Here is an 18,132-nt window from a genome sequence, read left to right as displayed (position 1 = left end):
GGGCCGCCGCTGGCGAAGACAGAGCGGCGGCCCCGCCGACAAGGCGGCGCGCGCCCGCGCCGTGCGCGGGCCTTGAACCCGTGAAGAAAGTTGTTACTCAGGCTGCATCTGGGATGCGCCAGAGGGGCGCCTCGTACTGCTCTGGCCGACTGCTGATGAGGAGCTGGCGCATGTCGTTGCGCTGCAAGCCGCTGAGGTTCAGGGCCTCGGTGATGCGGCGGAACGTCGTGTGGGTGACTCCGCGGGCTCGTGCTTCGCTCTCGAACTGGTCGAGCTGGGCCCAGATCGTGGGCGGGTCCAACTTCGTGGGCTGCTGCTCCTTGAGCCATAGAGCCTTGTTGCGCTCGTAGTCGATCTCCGAGTAGCCGCAGATCTCGCGACTGTAGGCCTCGACCTCGCCCAGGTGCGCAGTCGCCATGATGGCTCGGGCCAGCTGGTTGCGGCTGACAGCATCGTCCAGGTCGACCTCGTGCACCGTCGGGCTCTCGTCTGTGAGCGGAACGGGGAGCCCCGCATCCCGGATCTCGCACGTGCCTCGTACGCCTCGGGCCGTCGCCACGAGGAGCCCGGTCGCCTCGGACGGGTGCCATTCCAGGACTGAGCTGATCGCGTCCGAGTCCCTCGCGGTGAATGTGTGGACAATGAGGCCCAGCACGCCAGCCACATCTTCCGGCAGAAGTTCGCCATCCAAACCCGGTCCCGCTACCAGGAGCCGCACAGGCGCATTCACCTGGCAGCACGCTGCCAGCATGAGGGCGTCGGCGAGTGGGCTCTTCAATGTTGGCTCGTCGCCCCGCGCGAGGATGTCTCCGCCCACGTCCAGGAGGTCGATCGACTCGGGCTCCAAGTGGCTCACGAGGTCTTCGAGTTGATGGGTGAGGCCCTCTGCTCCCTGGTAGGGATCGAGCAGTGCGAAGGTGTGCGGGAGCTCCGCTGCCAGTCGTGGGAGTGTGGAGCCTGCGGGCGCGATCGGGCGGGCTTGCGCCGGCACTGTCCAGACGGCCGGGGTGAGGCGTTCCAGGCCGGTGAAGTCAGCGGGTTGCCGCGGGCCCGGCAGTGGGTCGATCAGGAGGCGGTCCCAGGCGTACGTGAGGATCACCGCCTGGTCCTCGTCGCCGTAGAGGGCGGCGTGAAGCATTGCGGCGGCGACTGCGTCGCCCCCTCCTCCTGCTGCGACGATCAACCGCGTCATGCGATCAGACTACGGGTTCACGGGTTGGCCACTCACCCTATAGTGGCCAAAGGCCATAGCCACTTGGGCAAGGAAAGGAGGGCGGATGCCTCAGATTGAAGAGGCTCAGCCGAAGTATCTCCAGATCGCCCATTACATCCGTGATCAGATTCTTCGGGGTGACCTGCGACCGGGGGACGAAGTTCCCTCGGAACGGCAGCTCGCCGCGGACTGGAAGGTGTCCCGGCCTACGGCCGCGCGGTCGTTGGAAGCGCTGAGCCATCAGGGCCTGGTCGAGAAGCGCCAGGGTTCCGGTACGTACGTGCGCAGCCTCGAAGTGAACCGGCGTGCACGGGAGTTGTACGGGCGCGCCCGGCAGACCGGGAAGATCTACACGCCCGGGGAGTATGCGGTGATCACTTCGGCTGGTTGGCTGGAGGCTCCGGACTACGTCGCCGAGGCCCTGGGGCTGGTGAAGGATCGCCGAGCCGTGCATCGCCGGCGGGTGACGAACAACCAGGACGGTCCGATCACGCTGTCCACCTCGTGGTTTGCTGTGGACGTCGGCCAGCGTGCGCCCAAGCTCACGGATCCCGAGCGGATCCAGGAAGGGACGCTCATGTACGTCGAGCGGATGACGGGGCGTCAAGGCAGTTACGCGGAAGACCGCATGTGCGCTCGGGCCGCCACGGGCGAGGAGGCGGCCGACCTGCGGTTGGAGCCGGGATCCGCGGTTCTCATCGTCCATCACGTCGTCTTCGACCTCCAGGACCGGCCTCTGGAGTTCGCCGAAGCCACCTACCCGCCGCACCGCTGGGCGTTCGAGCAGGGCTACCCGCTCACCTGACGACTCGCCAGTTACGGCGAACCGCTTGCGCTTCCAAAGTGGCTAATGCCACTATCCACGAAGTGGCTAAGGCCACTTGGAGGAGAAGGGGGCACGACGTGACGAGTCGGCGGCCGGTGCAGGATGCGCGGTTAGCTTGCCGGGGGTGTCGGGGGCGTGGATGGAAGCGCGTCGGCTCCCGGACGGCGCTGGCGCTCTCCACGGCCAATGACCGCAGCCGTGCCACGTCGAAGCGGCGCTGCCTCGACTGCGACGGCAGCGGCAAGGAGTGAGCACGCATGGCTTACACGATCGACCGTCACCCCTGCGAGGACTCACCGCGGCTCGGAGCGATGACCCTGCATCCGGAGCCCGAGTCCGTCCCTCGCGCCCGTCGCTGGTTCCGGAAGTTCATCGCTCCCTACAACCCGGCCTGCTCGGTCGACGACTGCACGCTGATGATCTCGGAGCTGGTGACCAACGCCATCCGCTACGGGAAGTCGGATGACCCGTGGGTGGTGCGGGTCGAGTGGCACCGCGAGGGCACCTCGCTCCGCGTCGACGTGCACAACCCGGGCTTCCCGGCGAACGTACGGCTGCGACACCCGGACGCCAACGACGCCCACGGGCGGGGGCTGCTCCTGGTCGACTCCATCGCCGACTCCTGGCACTCCGGACCCAGCTACCTCGGCGGAACGGTCGTCTCCTTCGTGGTCGCTGATGCCTGGCCGGCGTGATGGGATAGGCCACCTCTTCTACTGTCACGGTAAAACTGTCGCTAGTCTGGTTGACCAGTTGACTTGGCCAATCTCGACAGGCGGCGTTCATGGCGTATGAAGTGGAGCCACCGAAGTACGTGCGCCTAGCGCAGACGCTTCAGCGTCGCATCGAGGACGGCACATACGCCCCCGGCACCCGCGTACCGAGTGAGAACCAGCTGGTGCAGGCCTTCGGAATGTCCCGCCCGACCGTCGTCCGGGCGCTGGAGCTGCTGAAGCGGGACGGCTGGCTCGAGTCCCGGCAGGGATACGGCACGATCGTCCGTGGCCGTCCGGAGGTCGTCGAGCAGAAGGACCGGCGGGGACGTGAGGCGCTGGAGCGCGACGAGTCGCAGGGTGCGGGCCGCTTGATCGACGTCGGGCACGTGCCTGTCCCGGCTCGGATCGCCTCGGCGCTCGGTCTGCCGAAGAGGGCCGAAGTCCTTATGCGCCGCTTCCTGGTCGAAGAGGACGGCGAAGCTGTCGAGCTGGTTTCGTCGTACTTCCCCGCCGGCCTGGTCGAGGGCACTGAGCTGGGGTCCGATGCACCTCTGAGCGGGAGTACCCGCGAACACCTCGAAACGCGGAAGAAAGTCCGCTTCGACCACGTGACCGAGCGGGTATCCGCTCGGCTGCCCGAGGCGCGTGAAGCCGAGCTGCTGGATCTGCCGGACGGCGTTCCTGTGCTGAACGTCCTGGTCGTCGCCTGTGACGCCTCCGGCCGAGCCTTGCAGGTCTCTGACGTGCTCCTGCCTGCTGACCGGCAGGAACTTGAAGACACCTACCGCCTGAACTGATCCCTGCTGGGAGCAGAAATCCTGCGATAGCAACTTGACAAGTCAACCTGGCGTCTCTAGCTTCAAACTTGCTAAGTCAACCTGTCAGGTTGGCGGGTTGATCGTCTCTCAGAAGGAGCAATCCCTGTGCGTGTAATCCGCGTTGACGCCTCGACCGCCACGATCCTGCTCACCGAGGCTCCGGCGCCGAAGGTGCGCGACCGGCAGACCGGCGAGATCGCCAAGGATGCGGTGACCGGTGAGACGCTGATGACCGTCGGCGTCGTCTACATCGACGAGGGCGAGTCGTCGCTGATCCAGGTCACCGTCCCGGAAAGCGGAGTGACCGAGGGCCTGACGGTCGGTGCTCCGGTCTCGCTTCCGGGTCTGGTGGCGCGGCCGTGGCAGAGCGTCTTCAACGGCAAGGAGCGGCACGGCATCGCCTACCGGGCGACCGCCGTCGCTCCGGGCGCCTTCCCGATGGCTCAGGCGGGCTGATCGCCGTGACGGACCTGGTGACGTGGGCCGAGCTGGGCGGGTCGCTCGCTGCGACAGGCGGCGCCGCCTACGCCCGGCACGCCTACCCGGCGGCGTACTGGTCCACGGTCGGGCTGCCGCTCTCGGTGGCCCGGCTGCTGGCCTCGTACTCCTCGACCATGGACGCCTGCGGCCTGACCGTGGAGCCGTCCCGGTGGCGGGCGCTGGCCGTCCGGACGACCACCCGCCGCGAGGTCCGGCCGGTGCCTCCTCGGCGGGGCATCATCCGGCCCACCACGACCGGCCTGCGCATGCGGCTGCGGCTGGCTCCGGGCCAGGAGCCAGCGGACGTGGCGGCCTCAGCCGAACGCCTCCGGCACGCCTGGGGCGTCCATGCCGTCCACGTGCGGGACATCAAGCCCGGTGTCGTCGAACTGCGGCTCGTCGGCTTCGACGTGCTGCGGAGGGTGCGGATGCCCCGTCGGCTCAATGGCGGCCCGCTTCAGGTCCCGGTGGCATTACGGGAGGACGCGATCGCGTTCGTACGGGACTACCGGACCGTGCCGCATGAGCTGGTGCTCGGCGCCACGCTCTCGGGCAAGTCCATGTACCTGCGGAACCTGCTGACCGGTCTGGCCGCTCAGCCGGTGGTCCTGGTCGGCATCGACTGCAAGCGCGGGGTCGAGCTGGCGCCCTTCGCGCCCCGGCTCTCCGCCCTGGCGACCGACCCGGACCAGGCGGCCGAGCTGCTTCCCGCGCTCGTGAAGGAGATGGAGGACCGATACGACCTGATCAAAGCACGGCAGGGCATCGCGCCCGGCACCCCGGAAGAGCTGATCACCTCGGACATCCGGGGACTGCCGGAGGACGAACGCCCGGCTCCGATCGTGCTGTTCATAGACGAGGTGGCCGAACTCTTCCTCGTCGCGACCCGGAAGGAGGAGGAACGGCGGGACGAGATGGTCACCCGGCTGATCCGGCTCGCCCAACTCGGCCGGGCCGCCGGGATCTACCTCGAAGTCTGTGGGCAGCGCTTCGGCGCCGAGCTGGGCAAGGGCGCGACCATGCTCCGCGCTCAGCTCACCGGCCGCGTCTGCCACCGCGTGAACGACGAAGCCTCGGCCAAGATGGCGCTCGGCGACATCGCCCCTGAGGCCGTCCTCGCGGCCTGCGCCATCGCCGCCGAGCTGCCCGGCCTGGCCGTCGTCGGCGACACCTCCGGCGGCTGGTCCCGCATCCGCACCCCCTACCTCTCCCTCGCCGACGCTGCGGCCACCTGCCGCGCGACGGCGGACCTCGCCCCCGACGTACCGGCACTCGATCCCTTCCGGCCGTACGTCCCACCGATGCCGGTAGAGGCATCCGGGCCCGTGGCCACGGCTCGTCCCGTCACCGAGTAAGCGCACCCCACCCACGGCCGGCACGGCTGTTCCGTGCCAAGGCCCTACCCCCTCCATGCCTGGAACCGGAAGGAGTTGCGCCGTGCGTGCCCTGCCCGTCCGCATCGACGCCGTACTCGTCCAAGCGCTGATCGCCGCCGCGCTGTCCTTCGCCCACCTGCATGACCTGGCACTGGCCGCCGGACAGGACGGCTGGAAGGCGTGGGCCTATCCGGTCTCCGTCGACCTGCTGTTGGTCGCGGCCTGGCGGCGGCTCCGCTCCGGCGGGGCGAAAGCGGCCGGGTGGTGCTGGTTCCTCGTCGCACTGACCGCCTCGCTCGGCGCCAACGTCGCCACGGCCGGGCTCCTCGACCTCGACGACGTACCGGACTGGCTGCGCATCCTCGTCGCCGGATGGCCCGCGGTCGCCTTCCTGGGCGGAACGCTGCTCGCCCACGGAGCACCCGCGGATCCCCCGACGGCGGAGTGCGAGTCGGCCCCGGAACCTATGACGTCCGAAGCCCCTGCCCCTGAGTTGCCCGCTGCGGAGCCGGAACCGGCTCCGCCTTCCACGCCCCCGGTCCCGCCGGCGCTCGTCACGCTCGCGCGCAAGGTCGCCGACGAGCACCGCGCCCGGACCGGAACGCCCATCGACACTTCGACCCTTCGCGCCCGGCTCGGCGTCCCGCTGCCGCTGGCCGAAGCCATCTCCGCCCACCTGACCTGACCCGGAGGACTTTCCCCCGTGCGCCCGTCCACGCTCCGCGCGCTGAAGCGCGCCGCCCACCTGACCCGACAGAACCGTCTCACCGAAGCCGTGCTCATCGCCGAGCCCGTGATCCTCGCCGCCGACGAGTACGAGGGCGACGAGATCTTGCGCTGGCTGGCCGAGCACGTCACCGACTTCACCGGCGAAGACCCGAAGGAGACCCCCTGATGACCGCCAACCGCCGCTTCCGCCGCGTCGTCCGCATCGGCCCCGTCCAGGTCGCCACCTCCTACGACGGCCGGGGCCGCGAGAAGCACACCGCCGCCTGCACGGCTCCGCGCTGCGGCTTCGCCACGGACTACGACAGCCGCGTCGCCGCCGAGCTGGCCGCCCGTACCCACCGCTGCGCCATCCGCTGAGGGAGACCCCGTGACCGTCTCGCTGCCGCTCGTCTTCGTCCTGGGCGTCATCGCCTGGGCCGCGATCAAGTTCCTTGGCGTCCGGCTCTGGGTCGCCGTCGTGATCGCGCTGTTCGGCTTCTGGCTCTCGCACACCTTTCTCGCCCCCGCCATCGAGTCCGGCACCCGTTCCGGGGTCGACGTCGTCAACGGCACCCACGAGTGACAAGGAGGTCCACCGTGTTCCGCCCCAAGCTGCCCGACATCCCGACTCTGCCGACGACAACCGTCACGCCTCAGCAGACGCAGGCTCCGGCCACCTCGGCCGGCCGCCCGGTTGCCCCGTACGTGGGCGTCGGTGTCGGCGCGGTCGCCGCCGTGGTCGTTGTCGGAATCGTGCTCACCGCGCTCCTGGCGGCGGTCGCCGTCTCGGCCGTGTCCGTGGCCATCGCCGCCGTGGTCCTGCGCTCCCTCGTCAGCAGCGCGAACAAGCGCTGACCGGCCGCCAGGGCGGCAACACGCCGCCAAGCATCCCGCCGCCCCGGGGCCATCCCTCCCAACCGTCGCAACAGCCGAAAGGAACTCCCATCATCACCCGGCAGACTCCGCCCCCGCTGGCGGAACTCTCCATGCTGGCCTCCCTCGGCACCATGCCCGAGCTGGCCCGCCAACTGTCCGGCCTGGGCGGCTGCACCCGCCCCGTACGCCTCGACGGCCACCGCACCGCATACGCGGTGGACCGGACGACCGGCGAGATCGGCCGCGTCCTGCACCACCTGGACTCCTCGACCCTGCCCACCGGTCAGCTCCTCGTCCGCTGCAACAACCGCCGCGCCACCCGGTGCGCGGCCTGCGCCGAGACCTACCGCCGCGACACCTACCACCTGATCACCGCCGGACTCCGCGGCGGCAAGGGCACGCCCGAACGGGTCGGCACACACCCGCGCGTCTTCGCCACCTTCACCGCCCCCGGCTTCGGCCCGGTCCACAACCGCCCCGCCGGCGGCCGGAACTGCCGCTGCGGTATCCGGCACGACGACGGTGACACCGTCCTGGGCACGCCTCTGGACCCCGACACCTACGACTACGAAGCGGCTGTGCTGTGGAACGCGCACGCGGGGGCGCTGTGGCGGCGCTTCTCGATCTACCTCCGCCGGGAGGTCGCCAAGCGGGCCGGCCTCACGCAGCGGGCGTTCCGGGACCACGCCCGGATCTCCTTCGCGAAGGTGGCCGAGTACCAGAAGCGCGGCGCGGTCCACTTCCACGCCGTGGTCCGTATCGACGGGCCGGACGGCGGCGACTCACCACCTCCCGCCTGGGCCACCGCCGAGCTGCTGACCGACGCCATCCGGGCCGCCGCCACCGCCGCCCGCGTCGACGGCCCGGAGGTCGACGGCCGGTCGCACACCTTCGTCTTCGGCCGACAGCTCGACGTCCGTACGATCCGCTCCGCCGACTTCGACGGCGGCCAGGAGCTGACCGAGCGGGCCGTGGCGGCGTACGTCGCCAAGTACGCCACCAAGGGCGCCGAGACGGCGACCGGCACCCTGGACCGGCCGATCCGCTTCCTCGCTGAGCTGGCCCAGGCCCGGATCACCGACCACGCCCGGCGCATGATCCGCACCGCCTGGGCCCTGGGCGCCCGGCCCGAGCTGGCAGACCTCCGCCTGCGGGCCTGGGCTCACATGCTCGGCTTCCGCGGCCACTTCTCCACCAAGTCCCGCCGCTACTCCACCACCCTCGGCGCGCTCCGTGATGCTCGCGCCGACTGGCGCCGGGCTCAAGCGGCTCCGTCTGTCCCGCAGGACGGCGAAACCACGCTCGTCCTCGCCCATTGGGTCTTCGCCGGTACCGGTCTGTCCCGCGCCGAAGCCTGGCTTGCCGCATCCCTCGAACCCGCCCCCGGAACGGAAGGGGAACCAACTCATGCTTGAGCCTCGCTCGACTGCTGCCCTGTCAGAGACGGTCGATCACTCCTTGGTGCTCCTGACCGTCGAGGAGGCGGCCCGGCGGCTCCGTATCGGTCGTACGACGTGCTTCCGGCTCGTCCTCTCCGGAGAGATCGAGTCGGTCACGGTCGGGCGGCTGCGCAGGGTCCCCACCGACGCCGTGCCCGCCTACGTGGCCAAGCTGCGCCACCGGTCCGCCGAAGCGGCTTGAGGGGGACGGCATGGCAGAGCAGAAGCGCACTCGTCAGCCCAATGGGGCTTCGTCCATCTACCTCGGCAAGGACGGCAAGTGGCACGGCCGGGTCACGGTCGGCGTCCGGGACGACGGCAAGCCCGACCGCCGACACATCGAGCGCAAGACCAAGGCTGAGGTGACCAAAGCGGTCCGCGAGATGGAGCGGGCGCGAGACGCCAAGAAGCTCAAGAAGCCCGGCAAGGGATGGACCGTGCAGAGCTGGCTTGAACACTGGGTCGAGAACATCGCCAAGCCGTACGTCTCCGAGAACACGTACGACGGGTACGAGGTCGACGTGCGCGTTCACCTCGTGCCCGGTCTCGGTGCCCATCGGCTCGACCGCCTGGAGCCCGAGCACCTGGAGCGCTTCTACCGGAAGATGCAGGGCGCTGGGAGCTCCGCCGGCACCGCCCACCACGTCCATCGGACGATCCGGGTAGCCCTCGGTGAAGCGGTGCGGCGCGGGCACGTCCCGACCAACGTGGCGGAGATCGCCAAGGCTCCTCGGCTCGAAGAGGAGGACATCGAGCCGTACACGATCGAGGAGGTGCAGAGCCTGCTTGTGGAAGCGGCCAAGCTGCGCAACAGCGCCCGTTGGGTCGTCGCCCTGGCCCTCGGTCTGAGGCAGGGGGAGGCGCTCGGGCTCCACTGGGAGGACGTCGACCTGAACGCGGGGTACGTCCGCATCCGTAAGAACCGGCTGCGTCCCAAGTACGCGCACGGCTGTGGCGCCAATTCGTGTGGCCGGAAGGCGGGCTACTGCCCCAAGCGGGAGCAGACCCGTCGCGAGCACAAGTCCACCAAGTCGCGGGCGGGACGGCGCACCATCGGCCTGCCCGATCCGCTGATCAAGATTCTCCGCCAGCACCAGGAAGCCCAGGAGCGGGAGCGGATCGCGGCCGGGGCCGACTGGGAGAGCAAGGGGTACGTCTTCGCTTCGCCGATCGGCGGGCCGCTGAGCCCGAACACCGACTTCCACATCTGGAAGCGGCTTCTGCGGGACGCGGGCGTACGGGACGGTCGTCTCCATGACGCTCGCCACACTGCCGCGACCGTGCTCCTCATCCTCGGCGTCCCGGATGTCGTGGTCGACTCGATCATGGGATGGGAGCCCGGGGGAGCGGCCCGGATGCGCGCTCGGTACATGCACGTGACCGGGACCATGCTCCGCAAGGTCGCCCAGCAAGTCGGAGACGCGCTCTGGATGCCGACCGGAGCTCCCGGACCCGACGGAAAATCCAACTGAGACGGAAACTGAGACGGACAACGTCGAAGGGCCCCACCGCGAACGGTGGGGCCCTTCGACTTCGTGCCCGGTGAGGCACTGGCGGAGGATAAGGGATTCGAACCCTTGAGGGGTTGCCCCCAACACGCTTTCCAAGCGTGCGCCCTAGGCCACTAGGCGAATCCTCCGCGAGGAACATTACATGACCGGAAGGAGTGCTCGCGAACTCGTCCTCCCCCCGCGACATGGGGTAGCCTTTGCGCAGCCCCTCACGCGGCGCTATCTGACTGAACTCCCCCAGGGCCGGAAGGCAGCAAGGGTAGGTCGGCTCTGGCGGGTGCGTGGGGGGCGCTTTCGTGTGCCGTCCCTCCGCCGTCGGGCGGGGCGGGGTGGGTTGTCGGTGGGCGCCTATAACCTCGTAGGTGTGTCGTCCCTCGCGCTGTACCGCCGTTATCGCCCGGAGTCCTTCGCCGAGGTCATTGGGCAGGAGCATGTCACCGACCCGTTGCAGCAGGCGCTGCGGAACAACCGGGTCAATCACGCGTACCTGTTCAGCGGTCCGCGAGGCTGTGGCAAGACGACCAGTGCGCGCATCCTCGCCCGGTGCCTGAACTGCGAGCAGGGTCCCACGCCGACGCCGTGCGGGGAGTGCCAGTCCTGTCAGGACCTCGCGCGCAACGGGCCCGGTTCGATCGACGTCATCGAGATCGACGCCGCTTCCCACGGTGGTGTGGACGACGCCCGTGACCTGCGCGAGAAGGCGTTCTTCGGGCCCGCCCACAGCCGGTACAAGATCTACATCATCGACGAGGCCCACATGGTCTCGCCGCAGGGCTTCAACGCTCTGCTCAAGGTCGTCGAGGAGCCCCCGGAGCATCTGAAGTTCATCTTCGCGACCACCGAGCCCGAGAAGGTCATCGGGACGATCCGGTCGCGTACGCATCACTACCCGTTCCGGCTGGTGCCGCCCGGGGTCCTGAGGGACTACCTCGGCGAGGTGTGCCGACAGGAGGACAGTCCCGTCGAGGAGGGGGTGCTGCCGCTCGTCGTGCGGGCCGGTGCCGGGTCCGTGCGTGACTCGATGTCCGTCATGGACCAGCTGCTCGCCAGCTCGGGACCCGACGGCGTGACGTATGCCATGGCCACCTCCCTGCTCGGGTACACGGACGGCTCACTGCTCGACTCCGTGGTCGAGGCCTTCGCCACGGGTGACGGTGCCGCGGCCTTCGAGGTCGTCGACCGCGTGATCGAGGGGGGCAACGACCCGCGGCGGTTCGTCACCGATCTGCTCGAGCGGCTCCGGGACCTGGTGATTCTCGCCGCGGTCCCGGACGCCGCGGAGAAGGGGCTCATCGACGTTCCCGCCGATGTCATCGAGCGGATGCAGGCCCAGGCCGGCATCTTCGGCGCCGCCGAACTCAGCCGTGCCGCCGACCTGGTCAACGAGGGGCTCACCGAGATGCGGGGCGCCACCTCGCCCCGGCTCCAGCTCGAGCTGATCTGCGCGCGTGTGCTGCTGCCCGCCGCGTACGGGGACGAGCGGTCGGTCATGGCACGCCTGGACCGGATCGAGCGCGGTGTGAACTTCTCGGCGGGCGGTTCCGCAGCCGGTACGCCCACCCTGGGGTACGTGCCCGGGGCCGAGGGGCATGGCGGTGGTGTGGGGGCTCCGGTCGCGCAGGGGGGCCGGCCACCGGCTCCGGTTCCGCCGGGAGGCGGTCCGGCCGCGGCTCGGGCGGCGGTACGGGGGCAGGGTGCTCCTGCGCCGGACCAGCCTCAGCAGCCCGTGCAGGGGCCGGGGGTGGAGGCTGCCGCGGTGCCGCAGCCTCCGGTCGTGGCACCGGCACCTGCACCTGCGCCTGCCGCACCGGCTCCGGCGGCTTCGGTTCGGGCTCCGGCCGCGGCACCGAGTGAGCCCGCGCCGCCCAGTGCGCCGGCTCCCGGTGCCTGGCCCACCGCCGCCTCCGCCGGGGGCGGACGGCGGCCCGGTGGCTGGCCCACGGCCGCCGCGGCGGGAGGAGGACAGGTTCCGGCCGCTCCGAGCGCCCCCGCGCCTGCCCCGGCGCCCGTACCCCCGTCCGCGCCCCCGTCGGCGCCCCCGCCGGCCCCCGCGCCCTCCGGAGGAGGCGGCAGCGGGCTCGACCCCCGGATGCTCTGGCCGAACATCCTGGAAGTGGTCAAGAACCGTCGCCGCTTCACCTGGATCCTGCTCAGCCAGAACGCTCAGGTGACCGGGTTCGACGGGACGACCCTCCAGATCGGCTTCGTGAACTCCGGCGCGCGGGACAACTTCCTGAGCAGCGGCAGCGAGGACGTGCTGCGGCAGGCCTTGGCCGAGCAGTTCAACGTGCAGTGGAAGATCGAGGCCGTGGTCGACCCCTCCGGGGGCGGTGCGGCGGCTTCGGCCCAGGGCGGCAGTCCCGTCGGAGGCCGTGGCGGCGGTGCGGGGTACGGCTCCGGCAATGGCGCCGGGGGCACGGGCGGTGGGTACGGGGGTGCGGGCGCCGGTGCCGGTCAGTACCCGGGCGCCGCCCAGCCGTCGGGCCCTTCGGGGGCCTCGGGCCCGGCTGCCCCGGCGGGCCCTTCCGCCTCCGCGCAGTCGGGCGGTGCCCCGGCGGCCGCCTCCGCGTCCGCGTCTGCTCCCGGCCCGGCGTCCCGGCCCTACGCCCCGGAGCCGCCGCCCCCCGTCTCCCCCGAGGACGACATCCCGGAGGACGACGACCCCGACCTGGACGAATCCGCCCTCTCCGGGAAGGAACTGATCGTCCGGGAACTCGGCGCGACGGTGGTCGAGGAGATCACGAACGAGTAGAGCGCCCCAGCGGCAGCGGCAGCGACCCCGCGCGGAGACTCGGTGACTCGGGTCGGGCCTGCCCGGCCGGTGCCGGGTTGGAGGAATCCACGAACGGGTTCGCCCCGGCCCTTCGGAAGCCCGCACAAAGCGAACCCCCCGGATCCCGTTAGGCTGACCCCCGTGAAGGTCCTCGTCATCGGCAGCGGTGCCCGCGAACACGCCCTGTGCCGTTCCCTGTCCCTCGATCCCGACGTCACCGCGCTGCACTGCGCCCCCGGCAACGCCGGTATCGCCGAGGTCGCCGAGCTGCACCAGGTCGACGCCCTGGACGGTGCGGCCGTGTCCGCGCTGGCCGCACGGCTCGGCGCGGACCTCGTGGTGGTCGGCCCGGAGGCCCCCCTCGTCGCCGGTGTCGCCGACGCCGTGCGCGACGCGGGCATCCCCGCCTTCGGCCCCTCGAAGGAGGCCGCGCAGCTCGAGGGCTCCAAGGCCTTCGCGAAGGACGTCATGGCGGGAGCCGGCGTACCCACGGCACGGTCGTACGTCTGCACGACTCCCGACGAGGCCGCCGCCGCCCTCGACGCCTTCGGCGCGCCGCACGTCGTCAAGGACGACGGGCTCGCCGCCGGCAAGGGCGTGGTCGTCACCGACGACCTGGAGGAGGCCAAGGCGCACGCCGACGCCTGCAAGCAGGTGGTCATCGAGGAGTACCTGGACGGCCCCGAGGTCTCCCTCTTCGCCGTGACCGACGGCGTGACCGTGCTGCCCCTCCAGCCCGCCCAGGACTTCAAGCGCGCACTGGACGGCGACGCGGGCCCCAACACCGGCGGCATGGGGGCGTACTCCCCGCTGCCGTGGGCCGACCCGAAGCTGGTCGACGAGGTCATGCAGTCGGTGCTCCAGCCGACCGTCGACGAGCTGCGGCGGCGCGGAACCCCGTTCTCCGGTCTGCTCTACGCAGGTCTCGCGATCACCTCGCGCGGCGTCCGCGTGATCGAGTTCAACGCACGCTTCGGCGACCCCGAGACGCAGGTCGTGCTGGCCCGCCTGAAGAGCCCGCTGGCCGGGGTGCTGATGGCCGCCGCCACCGGCAATCTCGCCGATCTGGAGCCGCTGCGCTGGAGCGACGACGCCGCTGTCACGGTCGTCGTCGCCTCGCACAACTACCCCGGTGCCCCGCGCACCGGCGACCCCGTCACCGGCCTGGACGAGGTCGTCGCACAGGATGCCCCGCACGCGTACGTGCTGCACGCGGGGACGAAGCGCGAGGGCGACGCGACCGTCAGCGCGGGCGGCCGGGTGCTGTCCGTCACGGCGACCGGCGAGGACCTCACCGAGGCCCGCGACCGTGCCTACCGCGCGGTGGCCCGCATCCGCCTCGACGGCTCCCAGCACCGTACGGACATCGCCGCGGAAGCGGCCGAGGCGGCGAAGGGCGCGTAAGCGCTCCCCTGCGTTCCGGCGCAGGTCGACCGTGCAGGCGCCGTCGGGCCGCGCCACGAGCGGCACGAAACCCCAGGGGCCCCGGATCCGTCTCAGGATCCGGGGCCCGATCCTTGCCGTCCGTCCTCCACCTTTCCCCTGAGCCATTCCATCGAGTGACCGATGCGTTATCCGGCTGACGAGGGCCCGAGCCCCAACTAGGGTGCCGCGCAAGCGTTCCGGCACTTGGCCCACCGGCATTGCGATGTCAGTGGCGGGTGCCACAGTGGGGGAGTGGGGGGGGCGCCGGGACAGCGTCAGAACCGTCGGGAGGGGGTGAGGCGGGGCATGAGCGGAGGCGGCATGGGCAGTGAGGCGGGCGCGCAGACCGCGCGTTCACGGGCGCTCGCGGTGCTGCGCCTGCGCGGCAGGGCACTGGCCGTCGCCCTGCTGCCGGCGGCCGCCGCCGTGATCCTGCTCGTCGGCATCCCCACCGGCCATTTCACCGGCTCGGGCTGGGACATGGCCCGCTGGACGCTCACGCCGCTCGCGGTGCTGGTCCTGCTCGCCGCCGCCGGGGTCGCCCTGGTCGTCGCCCGTGCCCGGCCCGCCATGAGTCCGACGGTCGCGATAGCCGAGGAGGCCGCCCCGGACCTGTACCGGATGGTGCGCGACCTCGCCGCCCGGCTCGCTGTCCCCGTTCCGTCCGCGATAGCGCTCACCCCTGACTGCGACAGCTGGCTGGAGGACCGTACCCACCCGGCGCACGGCCACCCCCCGCCCGCCGAGGAGCACGGCGACATAGCGGACGCGGGCCGGCATCCGCACCGTCGGGCCGTCGCCGCGCCCGTGCTGGTGATCGGTTCCCCGTTCCTGTGGTGGATGCGCGTCGGCGAGCTGCGCGCGGTCCTCGCGCCGGTCGTCGCCGGTACGGGGCCTTCGGCGCACCCGGACATAGCCGCCGCCCGGCGCTTCGTCCGCGGTCTCGACGCGGCGGTGGCCGTGACCTCGGAGCACCGCCGCGGGCCGGTGTTCCGCACGGTGTTCGCGGGCGTCGGCTGGGTCGCGCGGATGCTGCTGCGCAACTGCCGGGGCCACGCCGCAGAGATGGAGCGCGGGGTCGCCGCGGCGGCGGCCGAGCGGGCCCAGGCGGTGGACTACGGCCTGCGGATCGTTGCCCAGGAGCAGGTGGGACTGGCGTACGCGGGCTGGGACCGGCTGCTCACCCGGGTCGCGCTGCCCGCCTGGCGGATGGGCCGCTGGCCCTCGCGGCTCAACGCGGGGGTGGTGGCCGCGCTCACCGAACTGTCCCGCCGGGACCGGCTGGCCGAGGGATTCGCCTCCCGCCTCGGCGAGCGCCCCGCCTGCGACCTGCTCGAGGAGCCCGGCACGGTGGACGAGGCCACCTCCCTCCTCGCCGCCCGCCTCTTCCACGGCGGCCCCGCCGGGCGCGGACCGGACTGGTCGCCGGTTCACTGGGGCAACTACCCGGAGGAGGTCGTCGACCGTAAGTGGCGTACGGACGCGGCCCGCCTCCACCGCGTCCTGGACCTCCTCGGCGTACGCCCCGGCGTCGGTGCGGAGAACCCGGGCCCTGACGGCCCGACGCTCTCCCGCGTCCTCGACCACCTGACGGACCCCGGCCCGGAACCGCGCCCGGAACCGGACTCCCGCGCGAAACCGCCTCCGCACGCGGCCCCGCCCGCACACGGAGGACGCAGGGAACACGGAGAACGCGAGGCACGAGAAACCGCCCCCGTCGCTGGAGCTGCCCCGGACGACGACGAAGACCTTGCCGGCACCACCCCGCGCAGCGCGGCCCTGGCCGCCCGTATCAGCGCAGAAGTGGCCCGTGAGGACGCGGCGGCCACCGCGCGAGCCGCCTCGGCCGCGAGCGCTCCGACGGCTCCGAGCGCGCTGACCGCCCAGGCCCTGCCGGCCGCGCCGACCGATCCCGCTTCCCTCTGGGACGACCGGGCGCTGCCCCTGCTCCCCCTCCAGCCCCCGCGCACCGGTCGCGAACTGCTCGCCGACCACATCACGGCGATGGTCTGCTGCGCGGCCATGGACACCACGGGCGCGACCCCCGGGCTCGACTGGCTCGACGGACCGGCTCTCCTCGTGGGCGGCGTGCGCGTCACGGACCCGTCCGCCCAGGTCATGTCGCTGATCGAGGACGGCGATCCCACGGCCCTCCGGCTGTGGCTCACCCGGCAGGGCATACGCCCGGAGAAGCCGGTCCGGCTCGTCTGAGCCGGTCGAGGGGGAGAGCCGGAGCGCCGGAGCCCCCTCGCCACTCGACACCCCCGCCACTCGACACCCCGCCGCCCCGCACCACACCGCCGCCCACCCCCTGCCGCCCGCTCCCGACCACCCCGGAGCCAATCCTTCCGCTCGTGGCCGATTCGCGACGAAGGGTGACGCGATGCGTGCGTAATGTGATGTGCTTGGGCTGTTCGCGCTCCTTGGCCAGGGCTTGCGACATACGACAAGCACATTGCTGACCGTCGGCGACGGGGCCTGCGGGAGGGGAGCGACCATGGGCGCGCAGCAGGGGCACCGCCGGATCGAGGGGTTCAGCTCCACCGGAGGGGTGGCACCCGGAGAGGCGATCGACTTCCACATCACCGTCGACCCGCCCCAGGACTTCCGCGTCGACGTCCACCGCGTCGGCCACTACGACGGGCAGGGCGCCGCCCGGATCATGTCCGGCCCCCGTCTCGCCGGCATCGCGCAGCCCTCGCCGCTCACCGCCGGCCGTACGGTCTCCTGTCACCACTGGTGGCTGTCCTGGCGGCTGCCGGTCCCGTCGGACTGGAGTGTCGGCGCCTATGTGGCCGTTCTGACCACTGCCGACGGCCGCAACCGCGCCCAGATCCCCTTCACGGTCCGCGACCACCGCCCGGCCGATCTGCTCCTCGTCCTGCCCGACATCACCTGGCAGCTCCACAACCGCTACCCGAAGGACGACGGGACGGGCGGAACCCGCGCGACCGGCGGGAGCCTCCACCAGTCCGGGGACGGGGACGGAGGCGAGGGCGGGGACGGCCGGCTGCCCGGCGAGGCCGACACCGACTCCCCCTCCGCGACCACCGTCTCCTTCGACCGCCCGTACGAGGGCGCCGGTCTGCCTCCGTCCGCCGGTCACGCCTACGACGTCATCCGCTGGGCCGAGCGCTACGGCTACGACCTCGCCTACGCCGACGCCCGCGACCTGCACGCCGGCCGGGTGGACCCCACCCGGTACAGGGGCCTTCTTTTCCCCGGCCCCGACACGTACTGGTCCCGGGCCATGCGCGGTACCGCGGAACACGCCCGTGAGCACGGCACCTCCCTGGTCTTCCTCTCCGCCCGGACGCTGTACGGGCAGGTGGAACTCGCGCCCTCCCCGTCCGGAGTCCCCGACCGTCTGCTGACCTGCCGCAGCGGCAGACGCCGGACCCCGGACCGCCGGACCCCGGACCGCAGGGCGCCGGGCAAGGCGGCGCTGTGGCGGGAGGCGGACCGAGCGGAGCAGCAGCTGGTCGGCGTCCAGTACGCAGGTCCGGTCCCCGAGCCGCATCCGCTGATCGTGCGCAACGCCGACCACTGGCTGTGGGAGGCGACCGGGGCCTCGGAGGGCGACGCGATCGAAAGGCTGGTCGCGGCCGGGGCCGACCGCTACTTCCCGCGCACCCCGCTGCCCGAGCACGAGGAGCGGGTGCTGCTCGCCCACTCCCCGTACACCGACGGGGCGGGCGCCGGACGGCACCAGGAGACCTCGCTCTACCGGGCGCCCTCCGGTGCCTGGGTCTTCGCGTCGGGCACGCTTGCCTGGCCCCCGGCCCTGGGCCGCCCCGGCCGGACCGACCCGCGCATCCAGCGCGCCACCGCCAACCTCCTCGACCGCATCTGCAAAAACGACTGACAGTGATGATGTTTGTGGTGACGCTGCGGGTGGGTCTGACCCTCCGACTGACTGACGTCTCGACTGTCCTGTTTGGGATTTGTCGGCTCGCCGGGCGTCACCACGC

The 18,132-nt window shown here is 71.6% G+C and carries 17 protein-coding genes, 1 tRNA gene, 1 other RNA gene and 1 pseudogene; 18 read left to right on the top strand and 2 right to left on the bottom strand.

Annotated elements, in window-relative coordinates:
* Positions 1 to 97: 97 nt before the first annotated feature.
* Positions 98 to 1,192: a DUF1152 domain-containing protein gene (locus tag ACFP2V_RS10535; protein WP_381208983.1), complete on the bottom strand. Its 1,095-nt coding sequence runs from the start codon at positions 1,190 to 1,192 to the stop codon at positions 98 to 100.
* 85 nt (positions 1,193 to 1,277) lie between these two features.
* Here ACFP2V_RS10535 and ACFP2V_RS10530 point away from each other — a divergent pair, with 85 nt between their 5' ends.
* The 13 genes from ACFP2V_RS10530 (at position 1,278) to ACFP2V_RS10470 (ending at position 9,924) form a co-directional block, all read left to right on the top strand.
* Positions 1,278 to 2,018 carry a GntR family transcriptional regulator gene (locus tag ACFP2V_RS10530; protein WP_381208980.1) on the top strand — a complete coding sequence of 247 codons (741 nt, stop codon included), beginning with the start codon at positions 1,278 to 1,280 and terminating at the stop codon, positions 2,016 to 2,018.
* A gap of 278 nt (positions 2,019 to 2,296) precedes the next feature.
* Positions 2,297 to 2,734 (top strand): ATP-binding protein, encoded by a 438-nt coding sequence (locus ACFP2V_RS10525; RefSeq protein ID WP_381208977.1) that lies wholly within the window; start codon positions 2,297 to 2,299, stop codon positions 2,732 to 2,734.
* Positions 2,735 to 2,823: 89 nt separating this feature from the next.
* A complete protein-coding gene (locus ACFP2V_RS10520) occupies positions 2,824 to 3,552 on the top strand; it encodes a GntR family transcriptional regulator (protein WP_381208974.1) in 729 nt (242 codons plus the stop codon).
* A gap of 126 nt (positions 3,553 to 3,678) precedes the next feature.
* Positions 3,679 to 4,029, top strand: coding sequence for an SCO3933 family regulatory protein (locus ACFP2V_RS10515; RefSeq protein WP_381208972.1), 351 nt, complete (start codon positions 3,679 to 3,681; stop codon positions 4,027 to 4,029).
* 5 nt (positions 4,030 to 4,034) lie between these two features.
* Positions 4,035 to 5,408 carry an FtsK/SpoIIIE domain-containing protein gene (locus tag ACFP2V_RS10510; protein ID WP_381208969.1) on the top strand — a complete coding sequence of 458 codons (1,374 nt, stop codon included), beginning with the start codon at positions 4,035 to 4,037 and terminating at the stop codon, positions 5,406 to 5,408.
* An 82-nt stretch (positions 5,409 to 5,490) separates the two neighbouring features.
* Positions 5,491 to 6,114 carry a DUF2637 domain-containing protein gene (locus ACFP2V_RS10505; protein ID WP_381208966.1) on the top strand — a complete coding sequence of 208 codons (624 nt, stop codon included), beginning with the start codon at positions 5,491 to 5,493 and terminating at the stop codon, positions 6,112 to 6,114.
* An 18-nt stretch (positions 6,115 to 6,132) separates the two neighbouring features.
* On the top strand, positions 6,133 to 6,324 hold the full coding sequence (locus ACFP2V_RS10500) for a hypothetical protein (RefSeq protein ID WP_381208963.1): 192 nt from the start codon (positions 6,133 to 6,135) through the stop codon (positions 6,322 to 6,324).
* Positions 6,324 to 6,515 (top strand): mobile element transfer protein, encoded by a 192-nt coding sequence (locus ACFP2V_RS10495; RefSeq protein ID WP_381208961.1) that lies wholly within the window; start codon positions 6,324 to 6,326, stop codon positions 6,513 to 6,515. The genes ACFP2V_RS10500 and ACFP2V_RS10495 overlap by 1 nt, the downstream gene beginning before the upstream one ends.
* A gap of 10 nt (positions 6,516 to 6,525) precedes the next feature.
* Positions 6,526 to 6,720, top strand: coding sequence for a hypothetical protein (locus tag ACFP2V_RS10490; RefSeq protein ID WP_023588145.1), 195 nt, complete (start codon positions 6,526 to 6,528; stop codon positions 6,718 to 6,720).
* 14 nt (positions 6,721 to 6,734) lie between these two features.
* Complete coding sequence (locus tag ACFP2V_RS10485; protein WP_381208957.1) at positions 6,735 to 6,992, top strand: SpdD protein; 258 nt, start codon at positions 6,735 to 6,737, stop codon at positions 6,990 to 6,992.
* A 131-nt stretch (positions 6,993 to 7,123) separates the two neighbouring features.
* Positions 7,124 to 8,428: a replication initiator gene (locus tag ACFP2V_RS10480; RefSeq protein ID WP_381208954.1), complete on the top strand. Its 1,305-nt coding sequence runs from the start codon at positions 7,124 to 7,126 to the stop codon at positions 8,426 to 8,428.
* Complete coding sequence (locus ACFP2V_RS10475) at positions 8,421 to 8,654, top strand: excisionase family DNA-binding protein (RefSeq protein ID WP_381208951.1); 234 nt, start codon at positions 8,421 to 8,423, stop codon at positions 8,652 to 8,654. Before ACFP2V_RS10480 ends, ACFP2V_RS10475 begins: the two co-directional genes overlap by 8 nt.
* A gap of 10 nt (positions 8,655 to 8,664) precedes the next feature.
* On the top strand, positions 8,665 to 9,924 hold the full coding sequence (locus ACFP2V_RS10470; RefSeq protein ID WP_381208948.1) for a tyrosine-type recombinase/integrase: 1,260 nt from the start codon (positions 8,665 to 8,667) through the stop codon (positions 9,922 to 9,924).
* A 79-nt stretch (positions 9,925 to 10,003) separates the two neighbouring features.
* Here the strand turns inward: ACFP2V_RS10470 and ACFP2V_RS10465 are convergent.
* A tRNA-Ser gene (locus ACFP2V_RS10465) sits at positions 10,004 to 10,091 on the bottom strand.
* 72 nt (positions 10,092 to 10,163) lie between these two features.
* Between ACFP2V_RS10465 and ffs the strand changes: the two genes are divergently transcribed.
* From ffs to ACFP2V_RS10440, 5 genes and pseudogenes are all read left to right on the top strand, one after another.
* An RNA gene (gene ffs / locus ACFP2V_RS10460) (signal recognition particle sRNA small type) lies at positions 10,164 to 10,262 on the top strand.
* Between the two features lie 65 nt (positions 10,263 to 10,327).
* Complete coding sequence (locus tag ACFP2V_RS10455; RefSeq protein ID WP_381208945.1) at positions 10,328 to 12,715, top strand: DNA polymerase III subunit gamma and tau; 2,388 nt, start codon at positions 10,328 to 10,330, stop codon at positions 12,713 to 12,715.
* 162 nt (positions 12,716 to 12,877) lie between these two features.
* Positions 12,878 to 14,140, top strand: a complete 1,263-nt coding sequence (purD, locus tag ACFP2V_RS10450) for a phosphoribosylamine--glycine ligase (RefSeq protein WP_381208942.1) — start codon at positions 12,878 to 12,880, stop codon at positions 14,138 to 14,140.
* Between the two features lie 327 nt (positions 14,141 to 14,467).
* Positions 14,468 to 16,372 (top strand): hypothetical protein, encoded by a 1,905-nt coding sequence (locus ACFP2V_RS10445; protein WP_381208939.1) that lies wholly within the window; start codon positions 14,468 to 14,470, stop codon positions 16,370 to 16,372.
* 277 nt (positions 16,373 to 16,649) lie between these two features.
* Positions 16,650 to 18,026 (top strand): annotated as a pseudogene (locus ACFP2V_RS10440) (N,N-dimethylformamidase beta subunit family domain-containing protein); the annotation flags it as partial.
* Between the last annotated feature and the right edge of the window lie 106 nt (positions 18,027 to 18,132).

Source organism: Streptomyces incanus (genome assembly GCF_042656345.1).
GTDB classification, from domain to species: Bacteria; Actinomycetota; Actinomycetes; order Streptomycetales; family Streptomycetaceae; genus Streptomyces; species Streptomyces incanus.
Note: the sequence above shows the minus strand (reverse complement) of the source record. Positions and strands in the feature narration are given on the sequence as shown.